17 protein-coding genes are annotated in these 17778 nt (G+C 65.6%); 10 read left to right on the top strand and 7 right to left on the bottom strand.

Going from position 1 to position 17778, the window contains the following annotated elements; genetic code table 11:
• Positions 1 to 606 carry an ECF RNA polymerase sigma factor SigK gene (gene sigK, locus ACIGKQ_RS08610; RefSeq protein WP_396573214.1) on the bottom strand — a complete coding sequence of 202 codons (606 nt, stop codon included), beginning with the start codon at positions 604 to 606 and terminating at the stop codon, positions 1 to 3.
• A gap of 130 nt (positions 607 to 736) precedes the next feature.
• Entirely contained in the window at positions 737 to 2584 is a 1848-nt protein-coding gene (locus ACIGKQ_RS08615; RefSeq protein WP_396573216.1) for a glycoside hydrolase family 15 protein, read from the bottom strand.
• A gap of 151 nt (positions 2585 to 2735) precedes the next feature.
• On the opposite strand from ACIGKQ_RS08615, the gene ACIGKQ_RS08620 reads away from it, so the two are divergent.
• Positions 2736 to 3557 (top strand): MerR family transcriptional regulator, encoded by an 822-nt coding sequence (locus tag ACIGKQ_RS08620; protein WP_235724412.1) that lies wholly within the window; start codon positions 2736 to 2738, stop codon positions 3555 to 3557.
• A gap of 39 nt (positions 3558 to 3596) precedes the next feature.
• Here ACIGKQ_RS08620 and ACIGKQ_RS08625 read toward each other — a convergent pair whose 3' ends face one another.
• On the bottom strand, positions 3597 to 3941 hold the full coding sequence (locus ACIGKQ_RS08625) for a helix-turn-helix domain-containing protein (RefSeq protein ID WP_235724413.1): 345 nt from the start codon (positions 3939 to 3941) through the stop codon (positions 3597 to 3599).
• 83 nt (positions 3942 to 4024) lie between these two features.
• On the opposite strand from ACIGKQ_RS08625, the gene ACIGKQ_RS08630 reads away from it, so the two are divergent.
• The 5 genes from ACIGKQ_RS08630 (at position 4025) to nhaA (ending at position 8628) form a co-directional block, all read left to right on the top strand.
• Entirely contained in the window at positions 4025 to 5026 is a 1002-nt protein-coding gene (locus ACIGKQ_RS08630; protein ID WP_235724414.1) for a zinc-binding alcohol dehydrogenase family protein, read from the top strand.
• A 61-nt stretch (positions 5027 to 5087) separates the two neighbouring features.
• Positions 5088 to 5696 (top strand): DNA-3-methyladenine glycosylase I, encoded by a 609-nt coding sequence (locus tag ACIGKQ_RS08635; RefSeq protein ID WP_328715025.1) that lies wholly within the window; start codon positions 5088 to 5090, stop codon positions 5694 to 5696.
• A 199-nt stretch (positions 5697 to 5895) separates the two neighbouring features.
• On the top strand, positions 5896 to 6648 hold the full coding sequence (locus ACIGKQ_RS08640; RefSeq protein WP_235724416.1) for an Asp/Glu/hydantoin racemase: 753 nt from the start codon (positions 5896 to 5898) through the stop codon (positions 6646 to 6648).
• Between the two features lie 5 nt (positions 6649 to 6653).
• Complete coding sequence (locus ACIGKQ_RS08645; RefSeq protein ID WP_235724417.1) at positions 6654 to 7046, top strand: PPOX class F420-dependent oxidoreductase; 393 nt, start codon at positions 6654 to 6656, stop codon at positions 7044 to 7046.
• Between the two features lie 289 nt (positions 7047 to 7335).
• A complete protein-coding gene (nhaA, locus tag ACIGKQ_RS08650; RefSeq protein WP_235724418.1) occupies positions 7336 to 8628 on the top strand; it encodes a Na+/H+ antiporter NhaA in 1293 nt (430 codons plus the stop codon).
• 72 nt (positions 8629 to 8700) lie between these two features.
• Here the strand turns inward: nhaA and ACIGKQ_RS08655 are convergent, their stop codons facing one another.
• Positions 8701 to 9480, bottom strand: coding sequence for a maleate cis-trans isomerase (locus tag ACIGKQ_RS08655; protein WP_235724419.1), 780 nt, complete (start codon positions 9478 to 9480; stop codon positions 8701 to 8703).
• A 65-nt stretch (positions 9481 to 9545) separates the two neighbouring features.
• On the opposite strand from ACIGKQ_RS08655, the gene ACIGKQ_RS08660 reads away from it, so the two are divergent.
• The 4 genes from ACIGKQ_RS08660 (at position 9546) to ACIGKQ_RS08675 (ending at position 13707) form a co-directional block, all read left to right on the top strand.
• Positions 9546 to 10967 (top strand): amidase, encoded by a 1422-nt coding sequence (locus ACIGKQ_RS08660; RefSeq protein WP_235724420.1) that lies wholly within the window; start codon positions 9546 to 9548, stop codon positions 10965 to 10967.
• Positions 10964 to 11461, top strand: coding sequence for a DUF3830 family protein (locus ACIGKQ_RS08665; RefSeq protein WP_235724421.1), 498 nt, complete (start codon positions 10964 to 10966; stop codon positions 11459 to 11461). Before ACIGKQ_RS08660 ends, ACIGKQ_RS08665 begins: the two co-directional genes overlap by 4 nt.
• A gap of 25 nt (positions 11462 to 11486) precedes the next feature.
• Positions 11487 to 12206: a GntR family transcriptional regulator gene (locus ACIGKQ_RS08670; protein ID WP_235724422.1), complete on the top strand. Its 720-nt coding sequence runs from the start codon at positions 11487 to 11489 to the stop codon at positions 12204 to 12206.
• Between the two features lie 121 nt (positions 12207 to 12327).
• Positions 12328 to 13707 (top strand): MFS transporter, encoded by a 1380-nt coding sequence (locus tag ACIGKQ_RS08675; RefSeq protein ID WP_235724423.1) that lies wholly within the window; start codon positions 12328 to 12330, stop codon positions 13705 to 13707.
• 288 nt (positions 13708 to 13995) lie between these two features.
• On the opposite strand, the gene ACIGKQ_RS08680 is transcribed toward ACIGKQ_RS08675, so the two are convergent.
• From ACIGKQ_RS08680 to ACIGKQ_RS08690, 3 genes are all read right to left on the bottom strand, one after another.
• On the bottom strand, positions 13996 to 15219 hold the full coding sequence (locus tag ACIGKQ_RS08680) for a M20 family metallopeptidase (RefSeq protein WP_396573221.1): 1224 nt from the start codon (positions 15217 to 15219) through the stop codon (positions 13996 to 13998).
• A 13-nt stretch (positions 15220 to 15232) separates the two neighbouring features.
• Positions 15233 to 16477 carry a PLP-dependent aminotransferase family protein gene (locus ACIGKQ_RS08685; protein ID WP_266063475.1) on the bottom strand — a complete coding sequence of 415 codons (1245 nt, stop codon included), beginning with the start codon at positions 16475 to 16477 and terminating at the stop codon, positions 15233 to 15235.
• Positions 16478 to 16580: 103 nt separating this feature from the next.
• Entirely contained in the window at positions 16581 to 17774 is a 1194-nt protein-coding gene (locus tag ACIGKQ_RS08690; RefSeq protein ID WP_235724425.1) for a M24 family metallopeptidase, read from the bottom strand.
• Between the last annotated feature and the right edge of the window lie 4 nt (positions 17775 to 17778).

Genomic DNA, 17778 nt, shown 5'->3' on the forward strand with positions numbered 1-17778 from the left:
CTAGGCAGCGTGACCCGGCTCCAAGTGGGTGCGAAGTCTGCGCATGCCGTCGCGGATGCGGGATTTGACGGCCGGCAACCCGATGCCCAGCCGGTCGGCGACCTCGCGATAGGTCAGACCCTGAAAGTAGGCCAGCTCCACCGATTCTCTCTGCAGGTTGGTCAGCGCGTCCATGCCGTCTCGGACTTCCCGGCGTCGGGCGCGGATCTCCACGGCATCGGATACCTCGTCGACCTCGGGGCGTAGCGAGGCCAGCCCGTATTCGGTGGTGCGCCGATGCGATGCCGTCTCCGACCGCACGCGGTCCACTGCGCGGCGATGCGCCATGGTGATCAGCCACGACAACGCCGATCCCGCGGCGGGATCGAACGCCGACGCCGACCGCCACACCTGCAGATAGACCTCCTGAGTGGTCTCCTCGCTGTATCCGGGGTCGCGCAGCACACGCTGGACCATTCCGAAGACCCGCTCGCACGTGCTGTCGTAGAGGGCGGCGAACGCGTCATGGTCGCCGCCACCGACACGTCGGAGCAGGTCGGTGAGGTCAGCATCCGGACCGGCCGCCGCGCGTACCGCGGTGGCGGGCGAAACGTCGAGAACCGTCATGGATGAACCTGTCGCGTCATGAATGCTGCAGTCGATACGAAAACGCTATCGACGACCCGGGTGCACACTCGCGCTCGGCAGACCATCTGCGATGCATTTGCAACTCGGATAACGGAAAGGTAACGGCGGTTCATCCGTTGGCCAGCCGTCGATCGAGGTTGATGGCCGCACTGATCAGCGACAGGTGAGTGAAGGCCTGCGGCAGGTTGCCCAGCTGTTCGCCGGTCAACCCGATCTGCTCGGCGTAGAGGCCCAGATGATTGGCGTGGGTGAACATCTTCTCCATCGCCAGCCGGGCGTCGGCGAGACGGCCCGAGCGTGTCAAAGCCTCGACGTACCAAAACGAGCACAGCGAGAAGGTGCCCTCGCCGCCGTCGAGGCCGTCGTGGCCGTCGGTGGTGTCGTAGCGGAACACCAGCGAGTCGCTGACGAGTTCGTCTTCGATGGCCCGAAGCGTGCTCTGGAAACGGTCGTCGGTGGGCGCCAACAGTTTCACGGCCGGAATCAGGAGCAGCGAGGCGTCCAGGCGGTCGGCGTCGAGGGTCTGCACGAAGGCGCCCAGCTTCTCGTTCCAGCCGCGTTCCATGATCTGGGTGAAGATCTCGTCGCGGGCCGTCATCCAGCCGGCGATGTCGCCGGGCAGGCCGCGCTGGCGACTCATCCGGATCATCCGCTCCAGCCCTACCCAGCACATCAGCCGCGAGTACACATGATGGCGCGGTTCGGTGCGGACCTCCCAGATGCTCTGATCCGGTGCGTCCCAGTTGTCGACCAGCCAGGCCGCTACGTCGCAGAGCTGAGTCCACGACTGATACGAGATGCCCGGTCCGTACTTGTTGAACAGATACACCGAGTCGATGAGCTCGCCATAGATGTCGAGTTGGCGTTGCTGGGCGGCGGCGTTGCCGATCACCACCGGCGACGAGCCGCGATAGCCCTCCCAGTCCAACCGTGTCTCCTCCGGCGGGGGATCGCCGTCGAGGGTGTACATCAGGCGTAGCGGACCCGTCAGGTCGTCCTCGCCGTCGGCGAAGCGGCACGTCAGCCACTGCATGAACGCGGCGGCCTCGTCGGTGAACCCGAGTCGCAGCAAGGCGTACAGGGTGAACGCGGTGTCGCGGATCCAGACATAGCGGTAGTCCCAGTTGCGTTCCCCACCGATGCTCTCGGGCAATCCCGCGGTGACCGCGGACACCACCGCGCCGCTCGGTTCGTGGGTGAGCAACTTCAAGGTCAGGGCCGAGCGATGCACCATCTCGCGCCACCGCCCGGTGTAGGTCGACTGCGAGATCCAGTTTTGCCAGAAGGTAACCGTCTCGGCAACGACCTCGGGGCGACGGTCATGCGTGAAGCAGTCATCGGCGATGGATTCGGGGGCCGCGACGGTGGTCATCGATTCGCCGGTGCGGAGACTGAACACGCCTTCGAGGTCGCGGTCGTCGATGGCGTGCCACTGGGCGTCGGAGGCGATGTGCAAGCGTGTTTCAGCGGTCTCGAACGTCGCGCGGCCGTCATCGCCGACCTCGACGGTGTGGTCGGCTCGCCCGTAGTCGAATCGCGGCGCGATGCGCATTCGGAATCTCACCTCGCCGCGGACACACACCACTCGCCGCACGATGCGGGTGCGGTGCTCGGGATCGTGTGGTCGCGCGATCGGCATGAGGTCCTGGACCTCGGCTACACCGTCGTCGCTCATGAAGCGGGTCACCAGGACGTTGGAGTCGGGCAGATAGAACTGCCGGGTCGTCACATCCCCATCGATCTGCTCTATCGTCCACGCGCCGCCACGCTCGGCGTCGAGCAGCGAACCGAACACGCTCGGGGAGTAGAAACGCGGGCAGCAGAACCAGTCGATGCGTCCGTCGACCCCGACCACCGCCGCGGTGCGTAGATCGCCGATGACGCCGTGGTCGGCGATCGGGAGATACGCGGGCGTGGGGGAGGACGTGGTGGTGGCGCCGTCGCAGCGGGTGGACATATCCGCACCGTAGGCAGGCTCGCGCCCGCGGCCGCCGTCGGCCGCATACGGTCACAGAGTCGTGATCCGATGCCACGATTCGATATCGATGGGTCGTCGGGCCGCGGGCGCTTGACCCTGACACCGTGTGAGGCAGGAGTGTGATCGTGTCATGTTCACCATCGGAGATTTCGCCACGATGGGTCGGGTGTCGGTGCGGATGTTGCGGCACTACGACTCGATCGGGCTCCTGCAACCGGCACGCGTCGACGAGTACACGGGCTACCGGTACTACGAGGCCGATCAGCTGCGTCGACTCAACCGGCTCGTCGCGCTGAAGGATCTCGGGTTCACCTTGTCCGAGGTGACCCGGATCATCGACGCCGACGTCGACACCGCCGAGCTGCGCGGCATGCTGACTCTGCGGCAATCGCAGGTGGCCGCCCAGATCGAGGCCGACACCGACCGGCTCCGGCGCATCGAGGCGAGACTTCGGATGATCGAAAGGGAAGGCACCATGAGCACCACCTCTGTCACTGTGAAATCCGTCGAGGCACTCCGGATCGCGTCGATCAGCGGAGTCGCCGAGAGCACCGACTCCGCCGATGTCGCGCCCGTCATCCAACCGCTGTTCGGTCAATTGTTCGCCGCACTCGGGCCGGCCGGTGTGGAACCCGCGGGTCCGATCGTCGCGACCTATGCACCCACGGCAGACGGCAAATTGTCCGTCAGCGCGGCATGCACCGTCGCCGACGGGGTGACCGTCGACGGTCTCGTGATCTCCACCCTGCCGGCGCAGGAGCAGGTTGCTTCGTATGTGCACCACGGCGAGATGGCCAACATCGGTGAGGGTTATCAGATCCTGGCCACCTGGATCGACGACAACGGCTACATCACCGACGGCACCGCACGTGAGGTGTACCTGCTCAGTCATCCCGAGCCCGAGGAGAAGTGGCAGACCGAACTGCAGATGCCGATCACCGCGTCGGCCTGAGGCGTCGGGGCCGGGCCCGCTGGTATCCCGCGCCGGACTCTAGTGCGAAAAGCGCGGCAAGTTGTCCTCCACCCAGTCGCGAAGTGCGTCAAGCGGCACCGAGGCGTCGGCGCCCAGGTCGGTCAGTGCGTACTCCACGTGTAGCGGCACCGCCGGATACACGGTGCGCGTCAGGATGCCGTGCTCTTCGAGTCGGCGCAGCGTGGCGGTGAGCACCTTCGGGCTGATGCCGTCGAGTCGCGTGCGGAGCTCACCGAAACGCATCGGGCCCGACCGCAGGGCACCGATGATGAGGGCGCTCCATTTGTCGGCGAGGAGGTCGAGCATCCCTCGGCAGGGGCATGTGGCCGAGTAGGCGTCACCGCGGTGTTGAGCTGTGCTCATTTATCCTCCTGACGTGCATAGGTTCCCGAAGGATACCAATATCCCTTGCGGGTAACCAGGGTCCTCTGGATACTGTCAGCGCCATGCCGACAACCACATCTGCCATCGCCGCCACCGCACCCGGTCCGATCGACGCCGACACGTCGTTCGTCACGCTCGACGTCGTCGTGGACGACCCCGGCCCACATGATCTGCTCGTGGAGGTTCGGGCCGTCTCGGTCAACCCGGTCGACGTCAAGGTCCGCGCCTCGTTCGATCCCGCCGACGGACCGAAGGTGCTCGGCTTCGACGCGGCCGGTGTCGTGGTCGGGGTCGGATCGGCAGTCACCCGCTTCGCTGTGGGTGACGAGGTCTACTACGCGGGTGTCATCAACCGTCCGGGTAGCAACGCCGCTGTCCAGCTGGTTGACGAGCGCATCGTGGGGCACAAGCCGGCATCACTGAGCTTCGGTGATGCGGCGGCTTTGCCGCTCACGTCGCTGACCGCGTGGGAGGTGCTGTTCGACAAGTTGCGGCTCGAGGAGTCCTCCGCTGGAACACTTCTGGTGGTCGCCGGGGCAGGTGGCGTGGGTTCGATGGTCACGCAGTTGGCGCGGAAGCTGACGGGAGTGACCGCGATCGCAACCGCGTCGCGGCCCGGCTCGGCCGACTGGGTACGGGATCTGGGGGCACACCACGTGGTGGCTCCGCGAGAGATGCGCGATCAGGTTGGCGCCTTGGCGCCGGAAGGGGTCGACTACGTGTTCTCACCCCACTCCCGCGGCAACGTGGAGACCTACGCCGAGATCATGGGCGTGCACGGTCAGGTGGTGGCCATCGACGAACCGGAGGGACTCGACACGTTGCCGCTGAAGAGCAAGAGTCAGAGCTGGCACTGGGAGCTCATGTTCAGCAAACCGCTTTATCTTCCGTCCGACGACAGTCAGCATCGAATACTCGATGAGGTGGCGCGGTTTGTCGACGACGGCACGATCCGCAGCACGGTGAATCAGGTCTTCGAGGGATTCACCGTCGAGAATCTCCGCGAGGCGCACCGCATCTCCGAGAGCGGCGGAGCCATCGGGAAAACCGTCGTCATCCGTTGACCATCGGACGTGTCGGTGCACGGCGGTACGGTGCGGTTGATCACCGAACCCGAGGAGTGCCATGTCGTTCGTGACCACCGGAGCCGATGGCGCGACGCGCTGCGGCTGGGCCGCTGTCGAGCCGGAGACGACGTATCACGACGAGGAATGGGGATTCCCGCTCGAGGGCGACGATGCGTTCTTCGAGCGGGTCGCCCTCGAAGGGTTCCAGTCCGGCTTGAGTTGGCGCACCATCCTCACCAAGCGGGAGAACTTCCGGGCCGCGTTCGTCGGATTCTCCATCGAGAAGGTCGCCCGTTTCACCGACTCCGATGTCGACCGGCTCCTCGGCGATGCGGGCATCATCCGTCACCGTGGCAAGATCGAGGCGACCATCAACAACGCCCGCCGCGCGGAGGAGCTCATCGAGAAGGAGGGCTCACTACCGGGTTTTTTCTGGCGCTTCGAGGCGGAGGCGGAGGCGGAGCCACAGTCGCAGACCACGTCGGTGGAGTCGGTTGCGCTGTCCAAGGACCTCAAGAAGCGAGGCTGGAAATTCGTCGGACCCACCACGATGTTCGCGTTGCTGCAGGCCAGCGGGATCGTCAACGACCACGCGGTGCAGTGTGTGACGCGCGAGCGGGTCGCGGCCGCGCGGGCAGCGGCACGTCCTGCGGGTCCAATCGGCTGACGCCGGTCGGCTGGGGTCGCGCGGGCCGTCGACGACCTGCGGGAACGGAATCGACCTGCGGGAACGGTGTCGTCCCGCGTGGACCGAGAGAACCCGCGTCATCGCCATCGAAATGGGCGACTGACCAGCGTCGATCGCGTAACACAAATGTCATCTCGCACAGATTGTTGACAATCCGACAACGTGTCATCATTCCAGCATGAAACCGGTAGAGGTAACGGGTGTCCCCCAGCATCAGGTGGGCATTGGGATGGTGTGCCCGTTCGATATGGCGCTCGACCGGGAGCTGTGGCGGTGGATGCCCGACTCGGCGTCGATCTACTTCACGCGCACGGGCTTCATCGATGCCCCGGTGGATGTCGACCTGTGCCGCGACCTCAACAACCACGCAGACATCACCACCGCTGTCCGCAGCATCACTGCGGTCGGCCCGCGCGTGGTCGGATACGCCTGTGCATCAGGAAGTTTCGTCTACGGAATGACCGGGGCCAAGGAGCTGTCGCACTGCATGGTGGCCGCCGGAGCGAAGGCCGCGGTGACCACCTCGGAGGCGCTGGTGCGGGCGCTTGACGCCATGGACCTCGGCCGCATCGCAGTGGCAACCCCGTACACATCAGCGCTGACCGGCCTGCTGTGTGACTTCATCGGCGAGGCCGGCCGAACGGTGGTGTCACAGGCAGGATTGGGCCGTGACCATGAGATCTGGACGATTCCGTATGCGGTGACCTGCGACCTGATCCGGCAGGCCGACCATCCCGACGCCGATGCCATCTTCGTGTCCTGCACCAATCTCTGGACCTACGAGATCCTCGGCCTGATGGAGGCCGAACTCGGCAAGCCGGTGCTGTCGGCCAATCAGGTCACCGCGTGGGCCACCCTGTCCGAAGCGGGCCTGGTGGCCGAGTCGTTGTCCGCCGACGATGGGCAGTCGTTGTTCGCGCGCGTAGCCTGACATCCATGTCCGATGCACCGTTCGGCGAGGCCGCCGACGCCAAGTACGTCCTGCTGACCACGTTCCGCAAGGACGGCACGCCGAAACCCACGCCCATCTGGGCGGCGATGGATGGCGATCGCATGGTGATGTGGACGGAGGCCGAGTCGTGGAAGGTCAAGCGCATCCGCCGCGACGGCAGGGTCGTCGTGCAGGCGTGCGACGCCCGCGGCAAGACCACCCGTGGCGCCGCGGTCGACGGCACCGCCGAGATCCTCGACCCGGCAGCCACCGAACACGTCCGCGACCTCATCAAGGGTAAGTACGGCCTGCTGGGCAAGGTGTTGGTCACGGCGTCGACGTGGCGGCGCGGCAAGGCAGGCACCGTGGGCATCGCGATCACACCTTCGGTGACATGACGTCGGGCGCAATGATCGAGTGACTTCCGTTTCCGTTGGTGTGTTGGCAGGCAACGTATTTCGATCTGATTGAGGCATCTCTGTCGGCAATCGATGTGCGCCATCGGGATTCGTTAGGCTACACTGGGCTGCGGTGTGCCGGGAAGCCTGGTCGGCCACGAGGTGATGTCACTGTCGTGACACCCACGTGCAAGTTGTCGACGATGAAAGGCCAAGGACACCACATGTGGGTACATCATTGCTCGGTGAGCGCAAGGGATCATGATCGTGTGGCGAACGATGTGTCGCCATGACCGGGCGGGGATCGGCGGAAACCGTTGATACGCAGCACCGTCAGACGCCGACGGGACGGCTCGCCGATGTGCTGCGGCGGGACACCGTCGGCGGATTCCTGCTCCTGGGTGCGGCGCTACTGGCGCTCGTATGGGCGAACTCGCCCTGGAGTGACGGGTACGAGACCCTCGGAGACACCCAGGTCGGTGCCGACGTCGTCGGTCTGCATCTCGACCTGAGCCTCACGGCGTGGGCTGCCGACGGCTTGCTCGCGATCTTCTTCTTCGTCGTCGGACTCGAACTCAAACGGGAATTCGTGGCCGGCGATCTCCGTGACCCGCGCCGCGCGGCCCTGCCGGTTGCCGCGGCACTGGGCGGCATGATCGTCCCCGCAGCACTGTTCATCGCCGTGACCTACCGTCAGGGTGCCGACGCGATGCAGGGCTGGGCCATACCGGCGGCCACCGACATCGCCTTCGCCATCGCGATTCTCGCAGTGGTCGCAACACATCTGCCGGTCGCGCTACGGACGTTTCTACTCACACTCGCCGTCGTCGATGACCTGCTTGCCATCACCATTATCGCGGTGTTCTACAGCGACAGCATCGACCTGACCTTCCTGGGTCTGGCAGTGATTCCGTTGGTGCTGTTCGCGATTCTCGTGCAGCGGCGCATCACATCCTGGTGGCTCCTGGTGCCGCTGGCCGGGCTCACCTGGACCTTCGTGCACGAGTCGGGAGTGCACGCGACGGTTGCCGGAGTGCTACTCGGGTTCACCGTGCCGGTGTTGCGTGCCGGCACAACCGGTGATCGCGACGACGGCCCGGGGCTGGCCGAACGTTTCGAGCACACGATCCGACCGCTCTCCTCGGGCGTGGCCGTTCCGGTGTTCGCGTTCTTCGCTGCGGGGGTGGCCTTTGGCGGGGTCGGCGGTCTCGTCTCGGCACTGCAAGAGCCGGTGGCGATGGGGATCGTCGCAGGACTGGTGATCGGAAAGGTGGTGGGGATCTTCGGGACCACCTGGCTGGTGGCGTCGGTGACCCCGGCATCGCTGGACTCCAGTCTCAAGTGGGTCGATGTGATCGGGGCGGCCATGCTGGCCGGCATCGGATTCACCGTGTCGTTGTTGATCGGTGAACTCGCCTTCGCCGGCGACCCTGACCGACAGGAGTACGTCAAAGTGGGCGTGCTGTTCGGTTCGGTGGTGTCGGCGACGCTGGCAACAGTGGTCCTACGGTCTCGGAACCGTCACTATCGCCGACAGCACGAACACGAGGTGCGTGATCGGTCCGTACTGCCTGTCGAGTAGCGGGCAGCGTGGGGACGTTGTCGAGATCGGTTGCGGTGGTTGGTGGCGGCGGGCTCGCGGGCTCGCTCGCCGCTACTCAACCAGCGGGGGATGCACTCCCGCCGACGCTACTCGGGATTCGGGAACGGTGCCGCCGAACAGCGCCCCCAAGCCGTCGACGGACAGTTGTAGGCCGACTAAACGTGTTGCCTGCCAAGTGGTCACCTGATTCGCAGTGAGTACGGGTTTGCCGACCTCGCGTTCGAGATCGGCGATCCAGCCGATGGTGTGCAGCGCGGTGTCGGGAACCAACACCGCCTCGGTGTAGGCCGAGTCGGCCGCGCGGACCATCTCGAACAGGTTGTCGCCGTCCAGGATTCCCGCTTCGGTCGCGGTGTGTACGTCGTGGGCCGACGAGGACACCACCGAGATGCCTGCGCCGGCGAGGAAGGTCGTGAAACCGTCGGCGACCGGAGCGGGATACGTGGCGGCAACCGACACCGACGTCACACCGAGCTCGCGGCAGGCAGCGGCGAATGCCAGGGACGTCGAAGACACCGGCAGACCCACCTGGTCGGCCACCCGGGCGACCTGTTCATGTGCGCCCTCCCAGCCGTATAGGAAGCTGCCGGACGTGCAGGCCCAGATCAGGGCGCCCGGCTCATGGCGCATGGCGCGCTGGGCTCCCTCGCGCAGCGGGGTATCGGTTCCCACGGCGCGCATGGCCTCCACCGTGTGATCGTCGGATTCGATCTCGGTGATGACCACCGGCAGCCGGATCGCGCCGTCGAGGCCGGTCTCGGCGAGCGGGTAGTCGTCTTCGGCGGCATGACCTGGATAGAGCAATGCGACGGTTGGCGTTCTGGTTGTCACTCACAGACCTCCCGGGTAGATTGTCAACAATCTACCAAGAACCGCACGATCTGCTGAAGGAACCGATGGACACAACCGCACGCTGGTGCACCGCCACCGAGCTCGGGGCGGGGTACCGGTCGGGGGCACTCTCCCCGGTCGCCGTGACCGAAGAACTACTCGCGACCATCGACGACGAGAACCCTGTCATCAACGCATTCTGCCTGGTCGACTCCGACGCGGCGATGCGCGACGCCCGCGAGTCCGCCCGACGACACGCGGACGGCATTCCCGTGGGTCCGCTCGATGGCGTGCCGGTGAGCATCAAGGATCTCTTCCTGACAGCGGGCTGGCCCACCCTGCGGGGATCCGAACTGATTCAACCCGAGGATGACGCCTGGACCGTCGATGCTCCGGTGGTGGCACGCCTGCGTGAGGCGGGCGCGGTGCTGCTGGGCAAGGTCACCACGCCGGAGTTCGGCTGGAAGGGCGTCACCGACAGCCCGCGGTGCGGTGTCACCCGCAACCCGTGGAACTCCGACCGCACCTCTGGTGGCTCGAGTGGCGGCAGTGCGGCGGCGGTGGCGGCCGGTCTCGGTCCGCTGTCGGTCGGCACCGATGGCGGCGGATCGATCCGCATTCCCGCATCCTTCTGCGGGATCGTCGGTTTCAAACCGACCTTTGGTCGTGTCCCGCTGTATCCGGCGAGTCCCTTCGGGACTCTGGCACATGCCGGCCCGATGACGCGCACGGTCGCCGACTGCGCGACGATGCTCGACGTGCTGAGTGGATTCGATCCGCGCGATTGGTGGGCGATGCCGACACCGACCACGAGTTCGGCCGAGAAGCTCGCGCTCGCACCGGATCATCTGGACGGAGTCCGGATCGCCTACAGCCCCGATCTGGGTTTCGGAACCAACTCCCCAGTGGTGCAACGCAACACCGAGGTAGCCGTCGATGCATTGCGTGGGCTGGGTGCCTCGGTGACCGAGATCGACCTGAGCTGGTCGGACCCGGCATGGGCGTATCACATCCTGTGGTTCAGTGGCGCCGACGTGGTGGTGCGCGCGCTGGGCCCGGGCGCGCACGAGAAGATCGACCACGGTTTGGCTGCGGCATTGGCCCGTCACGCCGGTTTCTCGGCAACCGACTACCTCGATGCCACCGCCGTGCGGATGGCGCTCGGCGTCGAGATGGGTAACCTGCATCTCGACTACGACGTGCTCATCACACCCAGCACGCCGCGGGTAGCGTTCGAGGCCGGCGTCGACGTGCCGGCTGGATCTGACTCGCCGGACTGGACGTCGTGGACGCCCTATTCCTATCCGTTCAACCTGACCGGTCAACCGGCGATCACCGTGCCGAGCGGATTCGACGATGACGCGATTGCGCCGTTGCCGACCGGCCTGCAGATCGTCGGTGCCCGCCACGCCGACGACACGGTACTGCGGGTGGCGGCGGCATACGAGCGTATCGCGCCGTTCCGGACCCGGGAGGGCGCACGATGAGCGACCGCTACATCACGGTCACACTCGAACAGCGCGGTGTCACCGCGGTGGCGCGCTTGCTCGACGACGAGGCGCCGCGTACCGCGGCGGCCGTGTGGGATGCGCTTCCGTTGGGTGACCAGGTATATCACGGCAAATTCGCCCGCAACGAGATCTACACCCTGCTACCGGCCTTCGCGCCGGTCGAGCCGGGTCCGGAGAACACCACCGTGACCCCGATCCCCGGCGACCTGTGCTACTTCACCTTCGACGGCGTGCTCGACAACCCTGCTTACGGGTATGAACCCGGCGGTGCGCCGGGCGCACATCGTCTGCTGATCGATCTCGCGGTCTTCTACGGACGCAACAATCTGCTGATCAACGGGGACGTGGGCTGGGTGCCGGGCAACGTGTTCGGGACCATCACCGAGGGGCTCGACGCGTTCGCCGCGGCGTGCAACGACATCTGGATGGGCGGCGCGCGCGGCGAAACACTCTCGTATCGGCGTGCATGAGAGTAAACAACAAGGGGTAATGCAGATGAGTGGAACGCGGCAACGAGGATCCGGACGCAAACGGGTCCTGACCCCGCTCGTGCAGGAGTCGACGCCGGCGATCATCGCGCGCAAACTGCACGATGCCATCGCCAACGGCGACTTCGCGCCGGGGTCGCAATTGACCGAATCGGGGCTGGCCGCCGACCTCGGGGTGAGCCGTGGACCGCTGCGGGAAGCGATGCAACGACTCACCGCCGAAGGGTTGCTCGTCAGCCATCGGAATCGCGGCCTTTTCGTTGTGTCGATGGACAATTCGGACATACGGGACATGTACGTGGCGAGAACTGCAGTCGAACGTGCCGCGGTGGAACAGGTGATCTATCGTGGGGATCACGACGCCATCGACGACTTGAATGATGTAGTGGCACAGATGCGAGAGTTCATCGATGACCCGAACGGGGTCGAGATGGCCGACGCAGACATGCGTTTTCACCAGACGCTGGTGGATCACGCCGCCAGCCAGCGACTTTCGCGGTTGCACGAAACGATCCTGGTGGAGACGCGAATGTGTCTGCGGGCGATGCGGGGAACCTACGCATCGGGAAAGGAACGGATAGAGGAACATCAGGCATTGGTCGACGCCATCGCGGCGAAAAACGCGCCGGCGGCCGACGCGCTGATGATCGAGCACATGAACGACGGACTGCACCGACTGGTCGGAGATGACATTCCCGATCTGGCCGGCGTGGTGTCGGCGGGGTGATCGCAGCAGGTCTCTGATCGGTCCCATCTCGTCATCGTTGCTTCTCGATCGCACCACGCGTCGTTCACCTCCGTGAACCCCACACACGACAACTGGCCGAACCAAATCGAGGAAGGCTCAGATGACGAATCCCACGCCGTCCGCGGCGAATGCACACCCCAGACCGGACCCAGAATCACCCGAGGGAAAGTCGATCCTGCGCAAAGCAATCAGCGCATCGGCCATCGGCAACGCCACCGAGTGGTATGACTACGGTGTCTACGCCGCGACCGCGACGTATCTGACCGACGCCTTCTTCCCCGGCGATCTCGGCACCCTGGGCACGATGCTCGGGTTCGCCATCTCATTCGTGCTCCGCCCCCTCGGCGGCTTCGTCTGGGGACCCATCGGAGACCGCATCGGACGACGTTCGGTGCTTGCCCTGACCATCGTGCTGATCTCCGGTGCGACCGCGTTGATCGGCGTCCTTCCCACCCACGCCGTGGCCGGCGTGTGGGCTCCGGTACTGCTGATCCTGCTGCGTGTGGTGCAAGGATTCTCCACCGGTGGCGAGTACGGTGGCGCGGCAACCTTCATGGCCGAGTACGCACCCGACAAGAAGCGCGGACGCTACGGCAGTTTCCTCGAATTCGGCACTCTCGCCGGATTCGTCCTCGGATCCGCGGTGGTGTTGTTGCTCGACCTGCTGCTGACCGACGACGCGATGGCCACCTGGGGATGGCGCCTGCCGTTCTTCCTCGCCCTCCCGCTCGGCCTCGTCGGGCTCTACCTCCGTACCCAGGTCGACGAGTCGCCGGTGTTCGAGGAACTCGAGGACGAACACAAACTCGAGGCGTCACCCGGTCGTGAGCTGATCGACCTCGTCAAGACGTACTGGCAGCCCGTCGTGGTCATGTTCGGCATGGTGATCGCGCTGAACGTGGCCAACTACACGCTCTTGGCGTATCAACCGACCTATCTAGAGAACACCATCGGGATGAGTACGGACACCAGTACGGCGGTCATCCTCATCGGTGAGTTGGTGATGATGGCGGTGATCCCGTTCTTCGGTGCCTGGTCGGACCGGACCGGACGAAAACCGATGTGGTGGGCGTCGCTCATCGGCCTGTTCGTCCTCGCATTGCCGCTGTACTGGCTGATGGGCCAGGGCTTTGGCTGGGCGATCATGGGCTTCGTGATCCTGGGGCTGCTCTACATCCCGCAGCTGTCCACGATCTCGGCGACCTTCCCGGCGATGTTCCCGACGCAGGTGCGGTATGCGGGCTTCGCGATCTCCTACAACGTAGCGACCGCCGCGTTCGGTGGTACTGCGCCGCTGGTGAACGACGCGGTGGTGGAGGGGACCGGATGGAATCTGTTCCCCGCGTTGTACATGATGATCGCGTGCGCCATCGGTATGGTCGCTCTGGTCTTCCTCAAGGAGACCGCGGGAGTGTCGATCCGGGGCTCGGAGATCCCGTCCAAGGAACGCGATCTCGCGATGGCCGCACGGGCGGCCTGACGGGGTCGGCCGGGCGGGTGTGTGTTGGGGGGATCTCGATACGCACGCTCGCCTGGCGGCTCGCGGGCTACTCGATCAGCAGAGGTAGTGCGCGCTGGCTTGGCGGCTCGCGGGCTACTCGATCAGCAGAGGTAACGCGCGCTCGCCTGGCGGCTCGCGGGCTACTCGATCAGCAGAGGTAGTGCGCGCTGGCTTGGCGGCTCGCGGGCTACTCGATCAGCAGAGGTAGTGCGCGCTGGCATGGCGGCTGGTGGGTTACTCGATCAGCGGTGGTGGTCGGACCGACTCTCAGCTCAGTAGCCGCAGGGCGGTGAGTGCGTAGGCCCGGGCGGCGGTCTCCAGGTCGGCGATCGCCACCGATTCGTCGGGTTGATGTGCCTCGCTGTGGATTTCGCCCGGTCCGCAGACGATGGCCGGGATGCCCAGATCGCGGCTGACAAAGCCGCCATCGCAGGCGGCGCTCCAGCCGCCGACCGAGGTGGTGCCACCGGCATCGGTGATGGCGCCAACGGTGGTACCGACCAGCGCGTGTGATTCGTCGGTGGCGAATCCCGGCATCTCCATGGTGACCCGAACATCCACCGACACTCCGTCGGTATCGATGTGGGCCGCCGAGATCGCCCGGCGCAGTTGAGCGGCGATGCTCTGGGCATCCTCGTGCGGCATCAGCCGTCGGTCGATGCCGAGACTGCACATCGGTGCCACCACCGAGATGCCTTGGCCGCCGGCAATCGTGCCCACATTCCAGGTGCCCGAACCGAGTAGGTCGTCAGACGTCATCGCCAGCTGATCATGATCAAAACGGATCAGATCGATGATGGACGCGGCCGCATTGATGGCGCTGCGTCCGTCGGCCGGACGCCCGGAATGAGCTGCACGCCCGGTGATGTCGATCTCCAGGTAGGAGGCGCCACGGCACCCCCGGACCACTTCGAGGTCGGTGGGTTCGGCCACGATGCAGCCGGCGAACTCGTGATCGGGTTGCTGAGCGACGAAATCGCGCACACCGATCCCGTGCTCCTCCTCGTCGACCGTGCACACCAGCCGGACAGGTCCGGTCAGTTCGGCACCATAGGCGCCGGCATGTGACAGCGCCTGCATGGCGACCACGGCCGCCGCCAACCCACCTTTCATGTCGGTGGCGCCACGCCCGTACAACCGGCCGTCGGCATAGCGCGCGCGGTACGGGTCCGCCGACCAGCCCGGGCCGGCGGGCACCACATCGGAGTGTCCCAGCAACATCAACCCCGGTCCGTCACCTGCGGCCATGGTGGCCACCAGATTCGGTCGCCCCGGCTCCACTTCTCGCGTCGCGACCGAGAAACCCGCGCTGCGGCAGGCCTTCTCGAGCACCTCGACCGCTGCGGCCTCGGTGCCGCCGGGATTCTCACTGGATGCCTCGACGAGACTCGCCGTCAGCATGGCGACGGTATCGGCGTTGATGTGGGACAACACGCCGGACTCGGCTTCGGACAGGGACACGTCGCGACCTCCGGGAGCTCTTCTGGTCATCGAATGGATTCCGTCATCCAGTATGAGCCATCTTCTCCAGCGTGCCGGTCAGGCGGGCGATGCCCTCCTCGATCCGCTCCGGAGTACTCGAGGCGAAGCACAGCCGCATGGCGTTGCGGAACCGACCACCCGGCGACAGCGCGGGACCGGGGATGAACGCCACCCCGTCGGCCAGCGCCTGCTCGAACAACTCGCGGGTGTCGATCTCGGCGAACTCCTCACGCAGGGTGACCCAGAGGAAGAAGCCGCCGTCCGGGTTGGTGGTGACCACCCGATCGCCGAGATGTCGAGCGATGGAGTCCAGCATGGCCTCCTTGCGTTCCCGGTAGAGCTTGCGGATTCCGGCGAGATGATCCTCCAGGCCGCCGCGGGCGATGTACTCGGCCACGATGTGCTGGTTCGGCACATTCGTGCAGGTGTCCATCGCCTGCTTGCCGTTGATGAGCAGTTGGCGCAACGACGCGTCGGCGTCGACCCAGCCGACCCGCCAGCCCGGCGCGAGGATCTTGGAGAACGTCCGCACCGAGAAGATCAGTGGGTCCTTGGGGCTCAGCGTCTGGAACGTGGGCAGGTCCTCGCCGGCGAAACGCAGCAGGCCGTACGGGTCGTCGTCGATGATCACCGCACCCCACTTGTGGGCCAGGCGCAGCAGTTCGCGTCGGCGCTCCTCGGACAGGGTCACACCCGACGGGTTCTGGAAGGTGGGGATCGTGTAGATCGCCTTGGGCGTCTGATGGGTGTGGGAGACGAGATCCTCTAGGGTGTCGACCTGCATGCCGTCCTCGTCGGTCGGGACCTCGAGCAGCTGCGCACCGTAGGAGAGGGCGGTGGCGCTGCCGTTGGTGTACGTGGGTGACTCCACGATCACCAGATCGCCCGGATCGACGAACAGCTTGCAGGCCAGATCGAGGCCCTGCATGCCGCCGGTGGTGATGACCAGCCGGTCGAGGCTGGACGGATCCGGGGTGGTGGCCAGGTAGTCGACCAGCAGTTGTAGCAGGCGCGGTTCACCCTCGGTGGCACCGTAGGTGAACGACGAGTTGTCGAGGATCTCCCCGGCGATCTGCCGGAACTCGTCGGCCGGTACCGCTTCGTCGGCGGGTGAGCCCATCGCGAAGCGCACGATGTCGTGGGTCTGGGCCGCCAGCAGCGACGTGGACGAGTCGATCATCGAGCCGACCAGATCTTTGGCCCGGCCCGCCAGCGGCAGGGTGGGACCGGAATGGCGCAGGTTGTGGGTGTCGGCGGTGGCGGTCATCGGTTCACCTCTCTCGGCGTGGTTGGGGCCCTTCGTGACGCTCGGCTAGCGCCCCGCTCCTCAGGGGTCGGGGGGTGACGCTCGGCCGTCAGGGATCGGGGCTTCATTTTCGGATCAGCTCCCGCGGGAAACTCGTGAACGTCTCCACTCCGGTGGGGCTGACCCGCACCGATTCGGAGAGTTCGAAACCGTAGTCGTCCATCCACATTCCGCACACGATGTGGAAGGTCATGTTGGTCTCCAGGATCGTCTCGTCCTCAGTGCGGATGCTGATGGTGCGCTCGCCCCAGTCGGGCGGGTATCCGATACCGATCGAATAGCCCAGGCGGGATGGCTTTTCGAGCCCGTACTTGGCCAGCGTCCAGTTCCAGGTGGACGCCAGTTCGCGAGTGGCGACGCCCGGACGGATGGCCTCGAGGACGTTGTTGAGACCTTCCGCGGTGGCGTTGGCGACGTAGTCGAGATCTTTCGACGGTGTGCCGAGGGACACCGTGCGGGCCAAGGGACAGTGATATCGGTTGTGGGCGCCGGTGAGTTCGATGACGACCGCCTCGTCGTCGGTGAACGTGCCCTGATGCCAGGTGAGATGCGGTGTGTCGGCGGCGGCCCCGGTCGGCATCATCGGCACGATCGCCGGATAGTCACCGCCGAAGTCCGATGTCCCGGTGATCTGCGCCTGCGAGATCGCCGCAGCTGCATCGCATTGGCGAACACCGACGTCGATGGTCTCGATGGCTGCGCGCATCGCCTCCGAACACACCATGCCGGCCTGGCGCATCAACTGGATCTCGGCGTCGGATTTCACCGACCGCACCCAGTTGACCAATTCGAAGTTGTCCACCAGTTTCCATTCCGGAATGGCGTTGTACAGGGCCCGGTAGGCCTTGGGGGAGAAGAAGTGCGAATCCATCTCCAACCCCACCGACCCGGCCCGCGACGCCGGTGCGATCTGGTGGCGCTGGCGCAACGCCCATGCCACCCAGTCGAATGCGTGGACGTGCGGACGGTGCACGTAGCTCTCCGGGTAGCCGACGATCTGATCCTCGGGTAGCCATGACGTCCGGTGTGCGCCGTGCGCATCCATCTCCCGGGCGAAGAACACCATCTCGCCCTCGATCGGCACGAAGAGCATCTGTGGGGTGTAGAACGACCACGCGTTGTACCCGATGAGATAGAAGATGTTGGCGGGGTCGGTGACGATGATCGCCGAGAGGCCCTGCCGGTCCATGAGTTCGCGGACACGGGTCAGGCGCTGCTCGTACTCGCTGTCGGTGAACAGCTGAGCGCCGAGGTACATCCGT

The organism is Gordonia sp. NPDC062954 (assembly GCF_044543825.1).
GTDB lineage: Bacteria > Actinomycetota > Actinomycetes > Mycobacteriales > Mycobacteriaceae > Gordonia > Gordonia tangerina.

What these genes read in the sequence shown, in the direction of transcription:
- ACIGKQ_RS08660 (WP_235724420.1), top strand. Translation starts at nt 9,546, where the DNA reads ATGGACACAACCGCACGCTGGTGCACCGCCACCGAGCTCGGGGCGGGG.
- ACIGKQ_RS08625 (WP_235724413.1), bottom strand. Translation starts at nt 3,941, where the DNA reads ATGAGCACAGCTCAACACCGCGGTGACGCCTACTCGGCCACATGCCCC.
- ACIGKQ_RS08685 (WP_266063475.1), bottom strand. Translation starts at nt 16,477, where the DNA reads ATGACCGCCACCGCCGACACCCACAACCTGCGCCATTCCGGTCCCACC.
- ACIGKQ_RS08620 (WP_235724412.1), top strand. Translation starts at nt 2,736, where the DNA reads ATGTTCACCATCGGAGATTTCGCCACGATGGGTCGGGTGTCGGTGCGG.
- nhaA (WP_235724418.1), top strand. Translation starts at nt 7,336, where the DNA reads ATGACCGGGCGGGGATCGGCGGAAACCGTTGATACGCAGCACCGTCAG.
- ACIGKQ_RS08675 (WP_235724423.1), top strand. Translation starts at nt 12,328, where the DNA reads ATGACGAATCCCACGCCGTCCGCGGCGAATGCACACCCCAGACCGGAC.
- sigK (WP_396573214.1), bottom strand. Translation starts at nt 606, where the DNA reads ATGACGGTTCTCGACGTTTCGCCCGCCACCGCGGTACGCGCGGCGGCC.
- ACIGKQ_RS08680 (WP_396573221.1), bottom strand. Translation starts at nt 15,219, where the DNA reads ATGACCAGAAGAGCTCCCGGAGGTCGCGACGTGTCCCTGTCCGAAGCC.
- ACIGKQ_RS08690 (WP_235724425.1), bottom strand. Translation starts at nt 17,774, where the DNA reads ATGTACCTCGGCGCTCAGCTGTTCACCGACAGCGAGTACGAGCAGCGC.
- ACIGKQ_RS08670 (WP_235724422.1), top strand. Translation starts at nt 11,487, where the DNA reads ATGAGTGGAACGCGGCAACGAGGATCCGGACGCAAACGGGTCCTGACC.
- ACIGKQ_RS08615 (WP_396573216.1), bottom strand. Translation starts at nt 2,584, where the DNA reads ATGTCCACCCGCTGCGACGGCGCCACCACCACGTCCTCCCCCACGCCC.
- ACIGKQ_RS08645 (WP_235724417.1), top strand. Translation starts at nt 6,654, where the DNA reads ATGTCCGATGCACCGTTCGGCGAGGCCGCCGACGCCAAGTACGTCCTG.
- ACIGKQ_RS08665 (WP_235724421.1), top strand. Translation starts at nt 10,964, where the DNA reads ATGAGCGACCGCTACATCACGGTCACACTCGAACAGCGCGGTGTCACC.
- ACIGKQ_RS08630 (WP_235724414.1), top strand. Translation starts at nt 4,025, where the DNA reads ATGCCGACAACCACATCTGCCATCGCCGCCACCGCACCCGGTCCGATC.
- ACIGKQ_RS08640 (WP_235724416.1), top strand. Translation starts at nt 5,896, where the DNA reads ATGAAACCGGTAGAGGTAACGGGTGTCCCCCAGCATCAGGTGGGCATT.
- ACIGKQ_RS08635 (WP_328715025.1), top strand. Translation starts at nt 5,088, where the DNA reads ATGTCGTTCGTGACCACCGGAGCCGATGGCGCGACGCGCTGCGGCTGG.